Consider the following 19,134-nt stretch of genomic DNA (forward strand, 5'->3'; position numbering starts at 1 on the left):
ATCGCCATGTCTGCCACACCCTCCGTTACCGTCCCGCTCCCTGCGTTGTTTGTCTCGCACGGAGCCCCATTGTTTGCCCTGGACGCCGGGACGACCGGGCCCGCGCTCACCCAGTGGGGCAGCAGCCTGCGGGCGCAGCACCCGGGTTTGCGCGGCATTGTGGTGATGTCGCCCCACTGGATGGCGCGTTCGGTCCAGGTCATGACGGGGCCGCAGCCGGCCACTTGGCACGACTTCGGCGGGTTTCCACCCGCGCTTTACGAGCTGCAGTACCCCGCGCCGGGCTCGCCCGCCCTGGCGCAAGAAGTGCTGGCATTGCTGCAGGCCGCCGGCGTGGCGGCTGGGGGAGATGCCGCCCGGCCGTTCGACCACGGCGCCTGGGTGCCGCTGATGCACCTGTTCCCCCAGGCGGACGTGCCGGTCGTGCAGGTAGCCCTGCCGGTGGGCGCCGGCCCGGCCGAGGTGTACGCGCTGGGCGCTGCCTTGCGCAGCCTGCGCAGCCAGGGCGTGCTGGTGGTGGGCTCGGGCAGCATGACGCACAATCTGGCCGAGTTTTTCGGCGGCGCGCGCGAGCCTGCGCCCTACGTGGTGGCGTTCAGCCGCTGGATCGAGGACGCCCTGGCGCGGCGCGACCTGCCCGCCTTGCTCAACTACCGCAGCCAGGCGCCGCACGCCGCCCGCGCGCACCCCACCGAAGACCATTTCCTGCCCCTATTCTTTGCGCTGGGTGCCGCCGGTGACGATTTGCACGCAAACTACTTGAGTCGCGAAGTGATGTACAGCATGCTGGCGATGGATGCGTTTGCACTGGAACCGGTGCATTGACGCGGTCCACGGCCTTCCACCCCTCTGAACTGCAGTCCACAGACCCTGGCGCTTCACCATGCTTCACCTACCGCTCACTTTCTTGCAGCGCCCCGCTGCCGCGACCACGCCCCGCCCCTGGCTGCTGGTGCTGATGCACGGTGTGGGCAGCAACGAGCAGGACTTGTTCGGCCTCGCACCGCAGATTCCGGAACGCTTCCACGTGGTCAGCCTGCGGGCTCCGTTCCGCATGGGGCCGGGCTCGCATGCCTGGTTTGATTTCTCCATCGAGCCCAACGGCGACCGTTCGATCAACGCGGAGCAGGAGGCCCAGAGCCGGGCCCTGGCTGCGCAGGCCGTGGCCGCCGCGGCCGAGCAGCTGGGCATTCCGCCCGAGCGCGTGGTGGTGGGGGGCTTCAGCCAGGGCGGCATCATGGCGCTGTCGCTGCTGCTGACGCGGCCGCAGCTGATGCACGCGGCCCTGGTCTGGCACAGCCGGCTGTTGCAGCAGGTGCTGCCGCACGCGGCGCCGGCCGATGCGCTGCGGGGCAAGCGCCTGTGGCTCAGCCATGGCACGCACGACAACGTGATTCCGCTGGCCCACGCGCAGGCCATTGCCCACCACATGGCTCCGCTGCCCGTGGCGGTGGAGTACCACGAATTTCCCAGCGCCCACGAAATCCGCCCCTCCGAGCTGGCGGCCACCGTGGCGTGGCTGGAGTCGCTGTCCACCACCGCGCCCGCAGCGTTCTGACGGGGCAGGCCCCGCCCGCACCCCGTTGATCTACACGGTGTTACGGGCCGGACCAGGGGCTGGGTTGCAATGGTTGCGGACGTCCTTTCCGCGTGGAGGGATGCAAAGATGGGAACACCGGGCGCCGCGCAGGCTCGCACGGAGTGTTCCTTGATGACCCGGAGACCCATCCCATGCCCGAGCACGACACCGCAGAATTCCGCCCCGCGCCCGAGCGCACGCCCGCCGCGGCCTGGGTTGCCGCCACGGTGGCGGTGTGTGCGGTGGCTGCGGCGGGCGCTTGGTGGTTCTGGCAGCGCCAGGCCGAGCCGCTGCCCGCCGCGCCACCACCGCCCGTAGCGTCTGCGCCTGCGCCCCCAGCAGCCGAACCCGCCCCCGAGCCTGCCTCGCCCGCCTCCGGCCCCCAGAACCCGGTGGATGCGCTGGCACCGGCCGATGCCGCCCTGCCGGCGCTGGCGGAGTCCGACGGGCGCGTCACCGCGCTGCTGAATGAACTGCTGGGCCCGGGGCAGGTGGCCGCCTTCTTGCAGACCGAGGGCTTCATTCGCCGCACCGTCGCCACGGTGGACAACCTGGGGCGCGCCCAGGCGCCCGCGCGCATGTGGCCGGTGCAGCCGCTGCGCGACCGGTTCCTGGTGGATGGCCCCGGCGATGCGCCTGCGCCGATTGCCGCTGCCAACGCCGCCCGCTACCGCGCCGCGCTGGCCTTTGCAGAGGCGGTGCCGCTGGACGCGGCCGTGGCGCTGTATGCGCGGCTGTACCCGCTGTTCCAGCAGGCGTACGAGGAGTTGGGCTTTCCCCGCGGCTACTTCAACGACCGCCTGGTGGCCGTGCTGGACCACCTGCTGCTGGCGCCGGAGCCCCGCGGCCCGGTGCGCGTGAAGCTGCTGCCCGTGAACACCGAGTTGGCCGACCCGCGCCCGTGGGTGCGCTACGAGTTTGAAGACCCGGCGCTGCAGGCCCTCTCCAGCGGGCAGAAGATGCTTGTGCGCATGGGCCCCGAGAACGAGGCCCGCGCCAAGGCGCTGATCCGCGCGCTGCGCCAGCGCGTGGCGACGGGCGAGCTTTCGCCCCGGCCACAGCGCTGAATGGCGCGGCGCTGGGAGCGCCCGCTACAGCGGCAGCGCCATGGTGCGCTTGACCTCCTTGAGCGAGAAGCTCGTCGAAATCTCGCGCACGCCGGGCAGGCTGCGCACATGGGTGCGCACGTACTCGGCAAACGATTCCAGGTCGGCCGCCACCACCTCCAGCTGGTAGTCGTAGCGGCCCGAGAGGTTGTGGCACGACAGCACCTGGGGCATGGCCATCACCTCGCGCTCCAGGGCCGAGGTGGTTTCGGCCGTGTGGTCGTGCAAGGCCACCTGCACAAAGCCCAGCACGCCCCAGCCCACGCGCTGGCGGTGCAGGTGGGCGTGGTAGCCCGCAATCACGCCCGCGTCCTCCAGCGCCCGCACGCGCCGCCAGCACGGCGAGGTGGACAGCGACACCGCCTCCGCCAGCTCGCCCACGGTGGCGCGGCCGTCGCGCTGCAGGGCGGTGAGCAAGGTGCGGTCCACGGGGTCAAGCGGGTAGGGTTGCATGGCTGGGTTCAGGGTTTTGGGCAAATTTTGCCTTTATGGTGGTGAATCAAGGCAAAGAAGGCGAAATTTTTCCGGGCTTTGGGTTCAAGAATCTCTCCTGCAAAGGCTTTGCGGCCCCGCGGCCCAGCCAACCCAGGAGACACCCATGACCCGCCCATCCGCCAACGGTTTCAGCACCCGCGCCATCCACCACGGCTACAACCCTGCCGACCACCAGGGCGCGCTGGTGCCGCCCATCCACACCTCGGCCACCTATGCCTTTCCGGACGTGGAGTACGGCGCGCGCTGCTTTGCCGGCCAGGAGCCGGGCTACTTCTACACGCGCATTGCCAACCCTACGCTGGCGCTGCTGGAAGGGCGGCTCGCGGCGCTGGAAGAGGGCGCGGGCGCCGTGGTGTTCGGCTCGGGCATGGGCGCCATCACGGCCACGCTGTGGTCCCTGCTGGAGCCGGGCGACGAGATCCTGGCCGACCTCACGCTGTATGGCTGCACCTTCTCGTTCCTGCACCACGGCCTGGGCCGCTTTGGCGTGACGGTGCGGCACGTGGACATGACCGACCCGGCCCGTGTGGCCGAGGCGCTCACGCCCCGCACCCGCGTGGTGTACCTGGAGACCCCGGCCAACCCCAATATGCGCCTGGTGGACATTGCCGCCGTGGCCGCCCTGGCCCGGGCGCAGGGCGCCAAGCTGGTGGTCGACAACACCTACTGCACGCCCTACCTGCAGCAGCCCCTGCGGCTGGGCGCGGACGTGAGCGTGCACTCCATGACCAAGTACCTGGGCGGCCATGGCGACCTGACGGCGGGTGCCGCCGTGTTTGCCGATGCCGAGCTGGCCCAGCGCGTGCGCCTGTACGGCCTGAAAGACATGACCGGCGCCGTGATGTCGGCGCAGGACGCCCACCTGGTGATGCGCGGCCTGAAAACCCTGGCCCTGCGCATGGACCGCCACTGCCAGAGCGCGCAGAAGGTGGCCGAATTCATTGCCGCCCACCCGGCTGCGGCGGCCGTGCACTACCCCGGCCTGCCCAGCTTTGCGCAGCACGCGCTGGCCCAGCGGCAGATGCGCCAGATGGGCGGCATGATCGCCTTCGAACTGCGCGGCGGCCTGCAGGCGGGCGTGCGCTTCATGGACGCGCTGCAGCTCGTTACCCGCGCCGTGAGCCTGGGCGACGCCGAGACCCTGGCCCAGCACCCCGCCAGCATGACGCATTCCACCTACACGCCCGAGCAGCGTGCTGCGCACGGCATTGCCGAAGGGCTGGTGCGCCTGTCCGTGGGCCTGGAGGATGTGGAAGACCTGCTGGCCGACATCGGCCAGGCGCTGGACCTGGCCCACGCCATGGGCGCGGGCCTCAGCCCCGCGCGGCCGGCAGCGGCAGCGCCGTCTTGTACCGCACCTGCTTGAGCGCGAAGCTGGAGCGGATTTTCTCGATGCCCGGGATCGGCGTGAGCTGTTCCAGGATGAACCGCTCCAGCGCCGCGATGTCGTGCAGCGCCACGCGGATGAGGTAGTCCGAGTCGCCGCTCATCAGGTAGCACTCCATCACCTCGTCGTGCTCGGCAATGCGCCGCTCGAAATCGGCCAGCGCCTCCTTGCTCTGCGTCTTCAGGCTGATGCTGATGAACACATTGAGCCCCAGCCCCAGCGCCGCCGCGTTGGCCAGTGCCACATAGCGGTCAATGGCGCCGCCGGCCTCCAGCGCCTTCACCCGCGCCAGGCAGGGCGAGGGCGAGAGGTGCACGCGGCGCGCCAGCTCCACATTGGAGAGCGAACCGTCGGCCTGCAGCTCGGCCAGAATGCGCAGATCGGTGGCGTCAAGCTTCATGTGCTGCGGTTTTGATTGGATGAAGCATATTGTGCTGTTGAAAGACCTGTCGTCTGCCGATTCGGCATCCTATTTTTTGCAACTCCTTCTAGAGTGTGCTCCCATGAACGCCCGACTGCCCACCCCTTTGCCGCATGCTCCGGCCTCCCTGGCCGACACCGACCCGCAAGAAACCGCCGAGTGGCGCGAAGCCTTCCTGGCGCTGGTCGCCACCGAAGGCCCGGAGCGCGCCCGCTTTGTGCTGGACGAACTGGTGCGCCTGGCGCGGGCGCAGCGCGTGGGCTGGCAACCGCAGCTCAACACGCCGTATGTGAACACCGTGGCCGCGCAGGCGCAGCCCGCCTTTCCCGGGGACCTGGCCATTGAGGAGCGGCTGGCGTCGCTCATGCGCTGGAACGCGCTGGCCATGGTGGTGCGGGCCAACCAGGCGTATGGCGAACTGGGCGGCCACATCGCCAGCTATGCCAGCGCGGCCGATCTGTTCGAGGCGGGCTTCAACCACTTCTTCCACGCCCGCGAGGGCACGGCGCCGGGGCAGCACCGGGGCGACCTGGTGTTTTTCCAGCCGCACAGCGCACCGGGCGTGTATGCGCGGGCCTTCCTGGAAGGCCGCCTCAGCGAGCAGGACCTGCTGCATTACCGGCAGGAAATCACCGCGCCCAGCGCGGGTGCCCAGGGCCTGTCGAGCTACCCGCACCCGTGGCTCATGCCGGATTTCTGGCAGTTCCCCACCGGCTCGATGGGCATCGGCCCCATCAGCAGCATCTACCACGCGCGCTTCATGCGCTACCTCACGCACCGCAACCTGCTCGACTGTGCAGGGCGCAAGGTGTGGGGCGTGTTTGGCGACGGCGAGATGGACGAGCCCGAAAGCATGAGCGCGCTGACCCTGGCCGCGCGCGAGGGGCTGGACAATCTGGTCTGGGTGGTCAACTGCAACCTGCAGCGCCTGGACGGCCCGGTGCGCGGCAACGGCCGCATCATCGACGAGCTGGAGCGCCTGTTTGCCGGCGCGGGCTGGAACGTGGTCAAGCTCGTGTGGGGCAGCGACTGGGACGGCCTGTTCGCCCGCGACCTGACCGGCGCGCTGGTGCGCACGCTCGAAGGCACGGTGGACGGCCAGATGCAGACCTTCGCCGCCAAGGACGGCCGTTTTAACCGCGACAACTTCTTCGGCCAGAACCCCGAGCTGGCCGCCCTGGCCCAGGGCATGACCGACGAGCAGATCGACCGCCTGAAGCGCGGCGGGCACGATCTGGTCAAGATTCACGCCGCCTACGCCGCCGCTGCCGCCCACAAGGGACAGCCGACGGTGATCCTGGCCCACACCAAGAAGGGCTACGGCATGGGGCAAGCGGGGCAGGGCAAGATGACCACGCACAGCCAGAAAAAGCTGGACGACGCCGACCTGATCGAGTTCCGCAACCGCTTCAACCTGCCGCTGACGGATGAGCAGGCCACGAGCCTCGCCTTCTACAAACCCGCGGCCGACAGCCTCGAGATGCAGTACCTGCACGCGCGCCGCGCCGCCCTGGGCGGCCCTCTGCCGCGCCGCGAAACCGCCTGCGAGGTGGTGCCGGTGCCCCCCTTGGCCCAGTACGCCCAGTTTGCGATGGCGGCCGATGGCAAGGAGATGAGCACCACCATGGCCTTCGTGCGCATGCTGGGCGCGCTGCTCAAGGACGCGCACCTGGGCCCGCGCATCGTGCCCATCGTGGCCGACGAGGCGCGCACCTTCGGCATGGCCAACCTGTTCAAGCAGGTCGGCATCTACAGCAGCGTGGGCCAGCGCTACGCGCCGGAGGACATCGGCTCGGTGCTGAGCTACCGCGAGGCGCTGGACGGCCAGATCCTGGAAGAAGGCATCAGCGAGGCCGGCGCCATCGCCAGCTGGACGGCCGCCGCCACCAGCTACAGCGTGCACGGCCTGGCCATGCTGCCGTTCTACATCTACTACTCCATGTTCGGCTTCCAGCGCGTGGGCGACGCCATCTGGGCCGCCGCCGACCAGCGCGCGCGGGGCTTCTTGCTGGGCGCCACCTCGGGCCGCACCACGCTGGGCGGCGAGGGCCTGCAGCACCAGGACGGCACCAGCCACCTGGTGGCCGCCACCATCCCCAACTGCAAGGCGTACGACCCCGCCTATGCCGGCGAACTGGCCGTGATCGTGGACGCCGGCATGCGCGAGATGCTGGTGGAGCAAAAAGACGCCTTCTACTACGTCACGCTGATGAACGAGAACTACGCCCAGCCGGACCTGCCCGAAGGTGCCGCGGAGGGCGTATTGCGTGGATGCTATGTTTTTAGGAGCTGCTCGCGCTTGATGGACGGGCGCGAGAGCCCGATTTCTTCACAAAATGCCGTCACGCTGATGGGCTCCGGCGCCATCCTCACCGAAGTGGTCCAGGCGGCCGAGCAGCTGGCCCGCGAAGGCGTGGAGGTCACCGTGCTCAGCGTCACCAGCTGGAGCGAACTGGCCCGCGACGGCGTGGCGTGTGAGCAGCGCGCGCTGGCCGGCGACGCGCAGCCGGGCGTGCCTTGGCTCACCGAGCAGCTCGCAGCGTCGCGCGGCCCGGTCATCGCCGCCACCGACTACGTGCGCGCCGTGCCCGAGACGGTGCGGGCCTTCGTTCCCGAAGGACGCAAGTACGTGACCTTGGGGACTGACGGCTTCGGCCGCAGCGATACGCGGGCGGCGCTGCGGAGCTTTTTTGGGGTGGATGCCGCGCACATTGCCCGCGTGGCGCGGGAAAGCCTGCGGGCCGATGGGGCGCGTCATTGACCCGCAAAAAAGCCCTCAGCGCCTGTGCAAAAGCACGGCGTCCGAGGGCTTGGACCTGGGCTCTTGGTATCAGGGGAGCTTGACCTGAACCACCGCGTTCGGGACGCTGATGTACAGCATTGAATTGCGCACGGCAATGCCCGCCGGGCTGTTGATGATGCCGGGCAGATTGCCTGCGGCAAAGCCGTAGCGCCAGAGCTGCCCCACCGGTGTGCTGACCTGTCCGTTCGGCGCAATCTTGCGGATCACGCTGTTGACGGGGTCTGCCACATACACGTTGCCGTTGTCGTCTGCGGCGATGCTGGCGATCTCGCCCGACGAGATCTTGCCCACCGTGAACACCGCAGCGGTACCAGCGCCATCTGCGAAGCCGGGCGCCGCGTTGGGGTTGCCCGCCAGTGTGCTGACCAGACCTGTGGGCGTGATCTTGCGGATGGTGGGGCCCAGCACGGTCGTGGCGAACGAGATGCCGAGACCGTCGACCACATAGAGATTGCCGGCAGCATCCGCAGTCATGTGGCCCGGCGCCGCGAATTGCGCCGCCGCGCCTTGTCCGTCAGCGTGCCCCAGGGTGCCCACGCTGCCCGCGAACAGTGTGACTTCTCCCTTGGCGTCTATCTTGAAAATGGCGCCCTTGAGGGTCGACACAAAGACGTTGCCTTTGCTGTCGGCCGCGATGCCCGGTGCGTCGTTGGGCATGAAGAGATTGGTGGATGCGGACAGCAGCGGCTTCAGGTCCGCCAGAAGGGTGACCTGGCAGTCACGCATCTTGAGGACGCGCCCCTCATGCACGGTGTAGAGATTTCCTGCGCCATCGGTGGCCAGGGGGCCATTGTTGTATCGAAGGGACCCGCTGCTCGGTTCCGAGAGCTCGAGGAATTCGCTGGCCAGGCCGGTGACCGCCGTGCAATGCCCGCCGGGTTTGCCCAGGGTGCGCACCAGCCCGTCGGCTTGCACCGTGCGGACGGCGCCGTTGCCGTTGTCACGAACGTACAGCGCGCCTGCCGGATTGAAGGCCAGCGCACCCGGCCTGTTGAATCGGGCACTGCTGCCCTGCCCATCGTCAGCGCCTACGGCAGAAGGCTTACCGGCGACCACGGTGGAGGTGCCTTGCTGCGTGTAGCTGCGCAACTGCGTGTACTTGACGGAGCCACCAGAGTCACCCTGTTCGGCCACGAGGAAATCGCCATTGCCCTGGACGGCCAGCTGATTCGCGGTGCACAAGGTCCCCGGCTCGCCAATGACAACGCCCGTTTGGGCGGTGCAAGACCGAGCGCGAACCAGGGTCGTCGCGGTCCCATTGCCGTCAATCCGCCGGATGGTTGGGGCGCCGGAATTGTCCAGGCCCAGGACGTGCAGGCGGTTCGCCGCGTCGAATGCCACGGCCAGGAACGTGCGGAACTTTGCCGCAGAGGCCACCCCGTCCGTATCACCTTCGTTGCTGGGGGCCGGTGTGCCGGACACCACGGTGGCCTGGCCGTCGGCTGTGTACTTGCGGATCACGTGGTCGTTGGAGTCCGCCGCGAAAAGCGTGCCCACAGAATCCATCGCCAAAAGCACCGGAGCGTAGTAATAGGCCGAGCCCCAAGGGCTGGGCACGGCGGTGGGGTACAGGCTGGCTTTGGCCACCAAGGTGCTGACCTCGCCGGTTGCCGTGATTTTGCGGATCGGGTTGGGCAGGGCCGACTCGCGGACCGGGCTGGTGGAGGCAAAGCTCTGCGAAACGTACACGGTGCCGGCCTTGTCCACCGCAATGCTGGCAGGGAAGCAAAGCGTTGCCGCGCCAGCCACTCCATCCTGGTTACCGCACACCCCGGCCTTGCCCGCCAGGGTGGTGACGGTCCCAGAAACGCTGATTTTGCGCACCAGGTGATTCTGCGTATCGGCAACATAGGTGTTGCCTGCCGCATCCACCGCCACGGCCTTCGGGCCGAGGAAGCGCGCTGCAGAGCCACTGCCGTCGGCATAGTTGGAGATGTCCGAAGGCACCATCGGCCCGCCGCCCGCCAGAGTGCTGACTTGCTGTTGATCGGCGCTGAGCTTGCGTACCAGGTGCCCGTCTGCAAAAACGATCTCGCCGGAGCCGGTCGTTGCCATTCCGCCCAGCCGCAGGCTGAGGCGAGCTTCGGCCCGCGAGGCGCCATCCTGGTTGCCGGCGCCGTCCGTGTTGCCGGCCAGGAGCGAAAGCGCTGTGCCAGGGGCGGGCGGCGTGGGGTCGGACGGGGAGGGCGCCGGTTCAGAAGAACTGCCGCCGCCGCAGGCGCTCAGCAGGGGAAGGACCAATGCGGCAAGGACGCCGGCACGTTGCAGCGGGCTTCTGGACGGAACAGTTGGCATGAGCGTCTTCCATGATTTGTTGGGTCACGGTGAAAACCGTGGGGCTGGGGCCGCTTGCACTCTGGTTGTGGAGTCTTGCAAAGCGGCACCCTCGGTGACAGTCGAAGTTAACGCGAAGAGCTTGTGGATGGGCGAGTGTTTCGATTGGCAACACTTGGGGCTGCAACCGCGGTCCGGCCGCCACGCGCAGGCAACCCGGCGCCAACCGCCGGCCCCCCGTGCTTGCGGCGGTTCCCCGGGGCTGTCCCGGCGTGTTGTCAGACCGCCGTCGCGCTGCCGGGGCCGCCAAAGAACGCGTCCAGCACCGGCATCAGCCCTGGGAATTCCTGCTCGAACCGGGTTCGATTCACGAAATACGCCTCGCAAGCCACGGCAAAAAATTCGGACTGCGAGGTGGCCCCGTAGGCATCCAGCCAGGGGCGTTCCGCGCCGAACCGTTCGGCCAGGATGACACGTTCGCGAAAGTGCTCGTACGCCGGTTCCCACGCGGCCCACCACGCTTCGTAGGCGCCGCGGCCGGTGCGTGCACCCAGGAAGCCGGCCGGCAGGGGCGGGCAGCCATTGGCCTCGCCGCTTCGCATGTCCAGCTTGTGCACGAACTCATGCACGACCACGTTGTGCCCGTGCGCGATGTTCTCGGCGGCATTGGCGACATGCGGCCAGCTGAGCATGACGGGGCCGCGCTCCATCGCCTCGCCCAGCAACACCTGGCTGTGTTCGTGAACCACACCCGCTTCGTCCACCACTTGGCGGCGCGCCACCGCTTCGCTGGGGTGCACGACGATGGTCACGAAATCGTCGTACCACGCAAGCGCCTCGGCGGCTTCGCCCAGGTGCAGCAGCGGCAGGCAGGCTTGGGCGGCGATGTCGATGGCCATTGCATCCGTCACCACCAGGCCGTGGGCGCCGTGGAACTCCTTCTGGTCCAGGAACAGCGCGCTCAGCGCGCGCAGCTTGGCCTGATCGTGCAGGGGCAGCGCGGCCAGGAACGGGTAGCGCTGCAGCGTTTGCAGCCATAGCGTGGCCGAGATGTCGGGCACGGGGGCCACGGTGGCCCGCACGCGGTGCCAGAGCCGGTTCAGAAGAGGAGGCATGGTGGGCAGCAGGGGCGGGGCGGGCGTGCAGTATGCCTCCCCGGGGTTGGATACCCCGGCTACGTGGGGGCCAGGGGCACGCGTTCCAAGCCCCGGGCGGACAAACGCAGTGTTTCGAGGCGGGGGGGCAATGCGGCGGCGTCCCAGTCGCTGAGCACCACGCGCCGCAGGCCCGGGGCCAGGTCGTGGTCGGCGGGGCGGTGCGTGTGGCCGTGGATGAGCGTGCGGGCGCCCGCGGCCTGCAGCCATGCCCTGGCGGCATCGGCATCCACGTCGGCGTAGACCGCGCCGGACTGCTTGCGTGTTTCGCTTTCCTGCCGGATGCCGCGCGCCTGGGTGCGCCGCGCAGCCAGCGGCTGCGCCAGGAACTGCTGCTGCCAGGCGCTGCTGCGTGCCAGCACGCGAAAGCGCTGGTAGTCCACGTCGTCCAGGCACAGCAGGTCACCGTGCGTGAGCACATAGCGCTGGCCGGCGAACGCCAGCACCGTCGGGTCGTGCAGGCCGGTCATGCCGCAGTGCTGCAGGAAGGCCGCGCTCGCCAGGAAGTCGCGGTTGCCGTGCATGAAGTACAGCGCGGTGCGCCGGGCTGCGGCCCGCAGGGCCGCGCCGGCCTGGGCCTCGAAGCTGCCGCTTTCGAGCAGGGCGTCGTCGCCGACCCAGACTTCAAAAATATCGCCGAGCAGGAAGACGGCGTCGGCCTGCGTCGTGCGCACGTAGTTCTGCCAGGCCCGCACCGTCGCGGGCTCGCCGGCCTGCAGGTGCAGGTCCGCAATGAATTCGACCGTGCGCCAGTGCGAGGGAGCGGTCAGCTCCTCGAACCGGGGCACGGTCGGGGTCATGGTGGCGGTCGTCCCTGGGGGCCACGCGGTGCACTGCACGGTGCGAGGCGCCCCAGAAGGGAGTTCAGAGCGCCACGGCCTTCTCGATGACCACGTCGTCCTTCGGCACGTCGTCGTGGAAGCCCTTGCGGCCCGTCTTCACGGCCTTGATCTTGTCCACCACGTCGGTGCCCGAGACCACCTTGCCGAACACGGCGTAACCCCAGCCCTGGGGCGTGGGCGAGGTGTGGTTCAGGAAGCCGTTGTCGGCCACGTTGATGAAGAACTGCGCGGTGGCCGAGTGCGGGTCGCTGGTGCGGGCCATGGCCACGGTGTAGTTGGCGTTCTTCAGGCCGTTCTTGGCTTCGTTCTCGATGGGCGCGTCGGTGCCCTTCTGGTTCATGCCGGGCTCGAAGCCGCCGCCCTGGATCATGAAGCCGGGGATCACGCGGTGGAAGATGGTGTTGTTGTAGTGGCCCTTGTTCACATAGGCCAGGAAGTTTTCGGTGGACTTGGGCGCGTTGGCGGCGTCCAGCTCCAGCGTGATGACGCCGTAGCCGGCGATGTGCAGTTCGACCTGGGGATTGCTCATGGAAGTTCTTCCTAATCTAGACGGGGTGGAAACTCACTTCACCAGCGTGGCGGAAGTGATGGTGACGGGAGTGGTGGGCACGTTCTGGTGCGGGCCCTTGTTGCCGGTGGGCACGGCCTTGATCTTGTCGACCACGTCGGTGCCGCTGATCACCTTGCCGAACACGGCATAGCCGTGGCCGTCGGGGTTGGGGGCGTTGAGCATGGCATTGTCCTTCACGTTGATGAAGAACTGCGAGGTGGCGGAGTTGGGGTTGCCCGTGCGCGCCATCGCGATGGTGTAGGTGTCGTTCTTCAGGCCGTTGCTGGCTTCCAGCGGGATCGGGGCCTTGGTGGGCTTTTGCACCATGTCGGCCGTGAAGCCGCCGCCCTGGATCATGAAGCCGTCGATGACCCGGTGAAAGACGGTGCCGTCGTAGTGCTTGTCCTTCACATAGGCCAGGAAGTTCTCGACCGTCTTGGGCGCCTTGGCCGGGTCGAGCTGCACCACGATGTCGCCCATCGAGGTGGCCAGCTTGACCTTGGGGGCCTCCTGCGCGTGTGCTGGTGCTATCGAAAAAATAGCTGCCAGCGCAATACCAGCAAGCGCTGCGGTCGAATTTCTTCTGGAAATCATCCAATCACTCCTTCGAAAAATATCTGCCATTGTTGGCCCCGGCGCGCCCAGTACTGGCGCTTGACCTGGCCGGTGCGGGCACCGGCCGCGACTTCGCCGAACGTTACCACCATGGTGTCGGCGGCATCGGTCCAGCGCAGGTAGGACTTGTCCTTGAGATGGAGTTCCCGGCCGCGCAGTGCGCGCGTCTCGGCCTGGAGCACGTCGGCCCACTCCTGCAACGGCTTCTTGCGCGCGCTCTGGAAGTCGGGCGCGTAGAAGCCCAGCAGGCGGTCCATGTCGCCCGCGGTCTTGGCGCTGCGCCAGGCATTGAGCACCGCGTCGAAGGCGGTGCGGTCGGCCTGCACGCTGTGCGGGGCGACCCACTGCAGCTGCCGCGCGATGACCACCGGCGTGGAGCGGGGCTCGACGGTGCGCAGCAGCCGCTCCAGGTCGGGGTTGGCCAGCACCAGGCAGCCGTCGGTGGACAGGGGCGCGCGTGCGAACTGGTCCGGCGGCGTGCCGTGCAGCCAGATGCCGCTGCCGGTCTTGCCGCGCCGCTGGTCCAGCGGGTTGGGGTAGTTGATGGGCAGGGCGCCCGCGCCGTAGAAATCCTTGAGCGTGGCGGGGTCGAGGCGGCTGGTGATGAAGTACACCCCCAGCGGCGTGCGCTGGTCGCCTTCGGCACCTTTCTCGATGCCCAGCTTGCCCACCGACGCGTAGTAGTCGGCCACCAGTTCCAGCCCCTTGGCGGTGTTCTCGAAAAGATACAGGCGCGAGCGCGACGCATCGACCGCAATGGCGTGCCGCGTGCGGGCCGACAGCTCCAGGAACTGGGCCGGCACCGTGCCCTGCGGCGGCCGGCTGCGCAGTGCGTCCACCCGCTGGCGCGACTCGTTGCGCAATTCGTCCAGCACCGCGGCGGCCTGGATGCTGCGCACCGTGTCGGGCTCGGGCACGTCCCCCAGGCGCCGGACGGGGCGGGTGCGGGCCATCAGCAGGTCGCCCACCGCCAGCTGGGCCAGCTGGAAGTGCGGGTAGTCGCGTGCCAGGCTTTCCGCCTGCTGCAGGGCTTCGCGCCCCTGGCCGCGCGCGGCCAGCCGGTAGACCTCCATCAGCCGGGCCTCGGCCTGCCCGTCGCGCAGTTCGGCCGCCTTGGCGGGGGATGGGACGGCTGCTGCTTTGGCAGCGCTGCCCACACGGGGCGGCTTGGCGTTGTGCCGGCCGGCATGCGCCGGGTCTGCACGGCGGGGCTTGGTGTTGTCCGCCAGGGCGGGCGCCGCCGCCAGGGCGAGCGCGGCCAGCAGCGCCGCGCTGCCTGCTGTCCTCAAGCCGGGAAGGGACCGGTGCGCCAACATGCGGAAATCCAGAGAGGCCAGCGCCAGGTCAGCCCAGCAAAAAAAAAGCCCGCGCGGCAGGCGCAGGCACCGCTCGGGGCTGCACGGTCAACCGCCCGTGGATTCGCGGACGATGGTCCAGCGACCGTTGCTGTGCACCAGGTCCAGCGTCTTGCGGCTGGAGACATTGAGCGTGTCGGCGCTGTAGGCCTGGCGGAACCGGGCCGTGGCCTTGTCGCCGTGCACGGCCACCACGATGTCCGACAGGCGCACGCTGATCTTGGACTTGCCCACGATGCGGGCCTCGCGTTCCTTTTCCCACTCGGCACGCGACATGCGGCCGGGCGGGTCGAACGACTTGTCATAGGCGCCCAGGTACCCCTTCATGTCCTTGGCGGCCCAGGCGGCCGCCCAGGCCTGCACGGCGGCCGTCACGGCCTGGGTGGCGGCGGCATCGGCAGGCTCCGCGGCGGCGGCCGGCGTGGCCGCTGGCGCAGGCACGGCTGCGGCCGGCGCGGGGGCCGCAGCGGGCGCGGGTGCAGGGGCTGGAGCCGGGGCGGGTGTGGGAGCCGGCGCAGGGGCAGGGGCTGCCGCGGGCCGCGGGGGGGCCACCACGGTCGGGGCCGCCGCTGCGCGGCCGCCCTTGCCGGCCGTTTCGGCCGTGAACAGTTCGCGGATCAGGGCGAGCTTGGGCTTGACCGAGTTGGCACTGCCTGCATCCAGCTGCAGCGCCTTGCTATAGGCCTGGCTGGCCAGCTTGGCATAGATGTCGCCCAGGTTTTCGTGCGCCGTGGCATAGCTGGGGTTGGTGCGGATGGCCATTTCCAGCGCCGTGCGGGCCTTGTCCAGCTGGTTCTGGTTGGCGTAGAGCACCGCCAGGTTGTTGTAGGGCTCGGGCAGCTCCGGGTACTCTTCCGTGAGCTTGGTGAACGTGGCGATCGCATCCGCCGGCTTGCCCAGGTCGGCCTGCGCCACGCCGCGCAGGAAGCGCAGCTGCGGGTCGCGCGGGTTGGCGGCCAGCCGCTGCTCGGCCTTGGCCAGCGCGTCCGCCGGCTTGCCGGCCTTGATCAGCTGCGTGATGTCCGCATAGTCGTTGGCGTGGGCCACGCTGGCGCCCAGCAGCGCGGTCAGGGCCAACAGGCGCAACAGGCGTGGAAGGGTGCGGCGGACTTGCTTCATGGGGGGTACTGGGGGAGTGGGGCGGGGTCGCGCCCGGGCGGGGGCTTATACTGCGGCGGATTGTAGCTGAGGGGGGTGTCATGACGGTACGCTGTTGCCGCGGGTGATTTCACTGCCGGCCCCCTGCCGGGCCACCCCGCCGCGAGCGACGGCTCCCAGCTGCCGGGCGCGCCTTTTTTGCGCCCACCCACCCCATCCCGACACTGAAATCCCATGAGTTTGCGCATCTACAACACGCTGTCGCGTGCATTGGAGGACTTTTCCCCGCTCGAACCCTCGCATGTGCGCATGTATGTGTGCGGCATGACCATCTACGACCTGTGCCACATCGGGCACGCGCGGATGATGATGGCGTTCGACGTGGTGCAGCGCTGGCTCAAGGCCAGCGGCCTGCGCGTGACCTACGTGCGCAACATCACCGACATCGATGACAAGATCATCAAGCGCGCGTTGGAGCGGGGCATCACCATCCGCCAGCTCACCGACGAGATGATCGCCGCCATGCACGAGGACATCGGCCGACTGGGCATCGAGCCGCCTTCGGTGGAGCCGCGTGCCACCGAATATGTGCCGCAGATGCTCTCGCTCATCGGTCAGCTGGAGGGCAAGGGCCTGGCCTACCGCGCCAGCAATGGGGACGTGAATTACTCCGTGCGCAAGTTTGCCGGCTACGGCAAGCTCTCGGGCAAGTCGCTGGACGAGCTGCGCGCCGGCGAGCGCGTGGCCGTGCAGGACGGCAAGGAAGACCCGCTGGACTTCGTGCTGTGGAAGTCCGCCAAGCCCGAGGAGCCGCCCGAGGCCAAGTGGGACAGCACCTTCGGCGCCGGACGCCCCGGCTGGCACATCGAGTGCTCGGCCATGAGCTGCGCCACGCTGGGCGAGACGTTCGACATCCACGGCGGCGGGGCGGACCTGCAGTTTCCCCACCACGAGAACGAGATCGCCCAGAGCGAAGGCGCCACGGGCAAGCCGCTGGCGAAGTTCTGGATGCACAACGGCTTCGTGCGTGTGGACAACGAGAAGATGTCCAAGAGCCTGGGCAACTTCTTCACCATCCGCGACGTGCTGCAGACCTACGACGCGGAGACGGTGCGCTTCTTCATCGTGCGCGCCCACTACCGCAGCGCGCTGAACTACAGCGACGCCCACCTGGACGATGCGCGCCAGGCGCTCAAGCGCCTGTACACCGCGCTGAGCCTGGTGGCGCCGGCCGAGGTGGCCAGCATCGACTGGGCGGATCCCCTTGCCGCGCGCTTCAAGGCCGCCATGGACGAAGACTTCGGCACGCCGGAAGCCGTGGCGGTGCTGTTCGACCTGGCAGGCGAGGTCAACAAGACCCGCTCGGCCGCGCTGGCCGGGCTGCTGAAGGCGCTGGGGGGCTGCCTGGGCATTTTGCAAGGCGACCCCAAGGCCTTCCTGCAGGCGGGTGCCGGCGTGAACACGGCCGACATCGAGGCACAGATCGCGGCCCGCGCCGCGGCCAAGGCCGCCAAGAACTACGCCGAGGCGGACCGCATCCGCCAGGCGTTGCTGGCCCAGGGCATCGTGCTCAAGGATTCCGCTGCCGGCACCACTTGGGAAGCTGCGCAGTGACCGGTTGTTTTGCACAAAATTTGAATCTGGCGCAGGTGGGGTAAGCGGTGGTCGCTACAAAAAAGATCGTTGGCGAAGCCGCCAATCCTCCGGCCGTGCTGGCCACGCCCGGGTACTGGTCCGAAGCCTGCAAGCACCTGGTCAAGAAAGACCGCGTCATGCGGCGGCTCATCCCCCAGTTTGGCGACGCCGCGCTGCAGACCCGGCGCGACGCCTTCACGACGCTGGCGCGCAGCATCGTCGGCCAGCAGGTGTCCGTCAAGGCCGCGCAGGCGGTGTGGGAGCGGTTCGTGGCCCTGCCGCGCAGCTTCACGCCCGCCAGCGTGCTCAAGCTCAAGGTGGACGACATGCGCGCCGTGGGCCTGTCGGCCCGCAAGATCGACTATCTGGTGGATCTGGCTCTGCACTTTGAAAACGGCAAGCTCCATGTCAAGGACTGGGCGGCCATGGACGACGAGGCCATCATCTCGGAGCTGGTGGACATCCGCGGCATCGGCCGCTGGACGGCCGAGATGTTCCTCATCTTCTACCTGCAGCGGCCCAACGTGCTGCCGCTGGACGACCCGGGCCTGATCACCGGCATCAGCCAGAACTACTTCTCGGGCGACCCCGTCAGCCGCAGCGACGCCCGCGAGGTGGCCGAGGCCTGGAAACCCTGGTGCAGCGTGGCGACTTGGTATATTTGGCGTTCCCTGGACCCCTTGCCGACCGCCTGATGCCGCCGCTCACGCCGGCCTGAACCTGTAAACAAGTTCTTACGATCGGTTACAGTGCGTGCCACTCGCGGCCGCCCCCTGACCGGTACGCCCCCAAGGAGAAAAACGTTGGCGAAAAAAACCTTTCTGGATTTCGAGCAGCCCATCGCCGAACTCGAGTCCAAAATTGAAGAACTGCGCTACGTGCAGACCGAGAGCGCCGTCGATATTTCGGAAGAGATCGATCAGCTCAGCAAGAAGAGCCAGCAGCTCACCAAGGACATCTACAGCGAACTGTCGCCCTGGCAGATCACCAAGATCGCCCGCCACCCCGAGCGCCCCTACACGCTCGACTATGTGCGCGACATCTTCACCGACTTTGTCGAACTGCATGGCGACCGCCACTACGCGGACGACCAGTCCATCGTGGGCGGCCTCGCGCGCTTCAACGGCCACGCCTGCATGGTCATCGGCCACCAGAAGGGCCGCGACACGAAAGAGCGCGCCATGCGCAACTTCGGCATGAGCAAGCCCGAGGGCTACCGCAAAGCCCTGCGTCTCATGAAGACGGCCGAGAAGTTCAAGCTGCCCGTGTTCACCTTTGTGGACACCCCAGGCGCCTACCCCGGCATCGATGCCGAAGAGCGCGGCCAGTCCGAGGCCATCGGCCGCAACATCTTCGAGATGGCGCAGTTGGAAGTGCCCATCATCACGACGATCATTGGCGAAGGCGGCTCTGGCGGCGCGCTGGCGATCAGCGTGGGCGACCAGGTCATCATGCTGCAGTACGCCATCTATTCCGTGATCAGCCCCGAAGGCTGCGCTTCCATCCTCTGGAAGACCAGCGAAAAGGCCCAGGAGGCTGCCGATGCCCTGGGCATCACCGCCCACCGCCTCAAGGCGCTCGGCCTGGTGGACAAGATCGTCAGCGAGCCCGTGGGCGGCGCCCACCGCGACCACAAGCAAATGTCCGCCTTCCTCAAGCGCGCGCTGGGCGACGCATTCCGCCAGGTGGCGGACCTGAAGGTCAAGGACCTGCTGGAGCGCCGCTACGAGCGCCTGCAGAGCTACGGCCGCTTCACCGACACCAAGGCAGACAGCCGTTGACCCGGCTCCGGCGCAACCCCCTTGCCTGCGGCCCTTCGG

The 19,134-nt window shown here is 68.4% G+C and carries 17 protein-coding genes; 8 read left to right on the forward strand and 9 right to left on the reverse strand.

All coding sequences use genetic code 11. The annotated features are described in order from the left end of the window. Positions 1-6: 6 nt before the first annotated feature. The 3 genes from ACOYR3_RS08695 (at position 7) to ACOYR3_RS08705 (ending at position 2,646) form a co-directional block, all read left to right on the forward strand. A complete protein-coding gene (locus tag ACOYR3_RS08695) occupies positions 7-825 on the forward strand; it encodes a DODA-type extradiol aromatic ring-opening family dioxygenase (protein WP_422846048.1) in 819 nt (272 codons plus the stop codon). 58 nt (positions 826-883) lie between these two features. After that, positions 884-1,558 carry an alpha/beta hydrolase gene (locus ACOYR3_RS08700; protein WP_422846049.1) on the forward strand — a complete coding sequence of 225 codons (675 nt, stop codon included), beginning with the start codon at positions 884-886 and terminating at the stop codon, positions 1,556-1,558. Between the two features lie 173 nt (positions 1,559-1,731). Beyond that, positions 1,732-2,646, forward strand: a complete 915-nt coding sequence (locus ACOYR3_RS08705) for a DUF3014 domain-containing protein (protein ID WP_422846050.1) — start codon at positions 1,732-1,734, stop codon at positions 2,644-2,646. 24 nt (positions 2,647-2,670) lie between these two features. Here ACOYR3_RS08705 and ACOYR3_RS08710 read toward each other — a convergent pair whose 3' ends face one another. Next, a complete protein-coding gene (locus tag ACOYR3_RS08710; protein WP_291488370.1) occupies positions 2,671-3,138 on the reverse strand; it encodes an Lrp/AsnC family transcriptional regulator in 468 nt (155 codons plus the stop codon). A gap of 145 nt (positions 3,139-3,283) precedes the next feature. Between ACOYR3_RS08710 and ACOYR3_RS08715 the strand changes: the two genes are divergently transcribed. Beyond that, positions 3,284-4,546 carry a methionine gamma-lyase gene (locus ACOYR3_RS08715; RefSeq protein ID WP_422846051.1) on the forward strand — a complete coding sequence of 421 codons (1,263 nt, stop codon included), beginning with the start codon at positions 3,284-3,286 and terminating at the stop codon, positions 4,544-4,546. On the opposite strand, the gene ACOYR3_RS08720 is transcribed toward ACOYR3_RS08715, so the two are convergent. Next, positions 4,494-4,967 carry an Lrp/AsnC family transcriptional regulator gene (locus ACOYR3_RS08720; RefSeq protein ID WP_291488368.1) on the reverse strand — a complete coding sequence of 158 codons (474 nt, stop codon included), beginning with the start codon at positions 4,965-4,967 and terminating at the stop codon, positions 4,494-4,496. The two genes, ACOYR3_RS08715 and ACOYR3_RS08720, sit on opposite strands and share 53 nt — an antisense overlap. Positions 4,968-5,070: 103 nt before the next feature. Between ACOYR3_RS08720 and mdeB the strand changes: the two genes are divergently transcribed. Beyond that, the gene (mdeB, locus tag ACOYR3_RS08725) at positions 5,071-7,749 is read left to right on the forward strand and encodes an alpha-ketoglutarate dehydrogenase (protein ID WP_422846052.1); all 2,679 of its coding nucleotides are present in this window, start codon (positions 5,071-5,073) and stop codon (positions 7,747-7,749) included. 69 nt (positions 7,750-7,818) lie between these two features. On the opposite strand, the gene ACOYR3_RS08730 is transcribed toward mdeB, so the two are convergent. The 7 genes from ACOYR3_RS08730 to ACOYR3_RS08760 all read right to left on the reverse strand — a co-directional run bounded on the left by ACOYR3_RS08730 (position 7,819) and on the right by ACOYR3_RS08760 (position 15,700). Next, positions 7,819-10,086: a hypothetical protein gene (locus tag ACOYR3_RS08730; RefSeq protein WP_422846053.1), complete on the reverse strand. Its 2,268-nt coding sequence runs from the start codon at positions 10,084-10,086 to the stop codon at positions 7,819-7,821. A 257-nt stretch (positions 10,087-10,343) separates the two neighbouring features. Further along, a complete protein-coding gene (locus ACOYR3_RS08735; protein ID WP_422846054.1) occupies positions 10,344-11,180 on the reverse strand; it encodes a zinc-dependent peptidase in 837 nt (278 codons plus the stop codon). A gap of 59 nt (positions 11,181-11,239) precedes the next feature. Next, positions 11,240-12,019, reverse strand: coding sequence for a UDP-2,3-diacylglucosamine diphosphatase (locus tag ACOYR3_RS08740; protein WP_422846055.1), 780 nt, complete (start codon positions 12,017-12,019; stop codon positions 11,240-11,242). A 64-nt stretch (positions 12,020-12,083) separates the two neighbouring features. Continuing rightward, the gene (locus ACOYR3_RS08745) at positions 12,084-12,590 is read right to left on the reverse strand and encodes a peptidylprolyl isomerase (RefSeq protein WP_422846056.1); all 507 of its coding nucleotides are present in this window, start codon (positions 12,588-12,590) and stop codon (positions 12,084-12,086) included. A gap of 33 nt (positions 12,591-12,623) precedes the next feature. Beyond that, positions 12,624-13,205 (reverse strand): peptidylprolyl isomerase, encoded by a 582-nt coding sequence (locus tag ACOYR3_RS08750; RefSeq protein WP_422846057.1) that lies wholly within the window; start codon positions 13,203-13,205, stop codon positions 12,624-12,626. Next, positions 13,202-14,542: a L,D-transpeptidase family protein gene (locus ACOYR3_RS08755; protein WP_422846058.1), complete on the reverse strand. Its 1,341-nt coding sequence runs from the start codon at positions 14,540-14,542 to the stop codon at positions 13,202-13,204. The genes ACOYR3_RS08750 and ACOYR3_RS08755 overlap by 4 nt, the downstream gene beginning before the upstream one ends. 87 nt (positions 14,543-14,629) lie before the next feature. Beyond that, positions 14,630-15,700 carry a L,D-transpeptidase Cds6 family protein gene (locus tag ACOYR3_RS08760; RefSeq protein ID WP_422846059.1) on the reverse strand — a complete coding sequence of 357 codons (1,071 nt, stop codon included), beginning with the start codon at positions 15,698-15,700 and terminating at the stop codon, positions 14,630-14,632. Positions 15,701-15,913: 213 nt separating this feature from the next. Here ACOYR3_RS08760 and cysS point away from each other — a divergent pair, with 213 nt between their 5' ends. From cysS to ACOYR3_RS08775, 3 genes are all read left to right on the forward strand, one after another. Continuing rightward, positions 15,914-17,293 (forward strand): cysteine--tRNA ligase, encoded by a 1,380-nt coding sequence (gene cysS / locus ACOYR3_RS08765; protein ID WP_422846060.1) that lies wholly within the window; start codon positions 15,914-15,916, stop codon positions 17,291-17,293. A 47-nt stretch (positions 17,294-17,340) separates the two neighbouring features. Beyond that, the gene (locus ACOYR3_RS08770) at positions 17,341-18,009 is read left to right on the forward strand and encodes a DNA-3-methyladenine glycosylase family protein (RefSeq protein ID WP_422846061.1); all 669 of its coding nucleotides are present in this window, start codon (positions 17,341-17,343) and stop codon (positions 18,007-18,009) included. 108 nt (positions 18,010-18,117) lie between these two features. Further along, positions 18,118-19,095, forward strand: a complete 978-nt coding sequence (locus ACOYR3_RS08775) for an acetyl-CoA carboxylase carboxyltransferase subunit alpha (RefSeq protein WP_422846062.1) — start codon at positions 18,118-18,120, stop codon at positions 19,093-19,095. Positions 19,096-19,134: the final 39 nt, after the last annotated feature.

Origin of the sequence: Acidovorax sp. M2(2025), from assembly GCF_049330835.1 — a bacterium.
GTDB lineage: Bacteria > Pseudomonadota > Gammaproteobacteria > Burkholderiales > Burkholderiaceae_C > Acidovorax.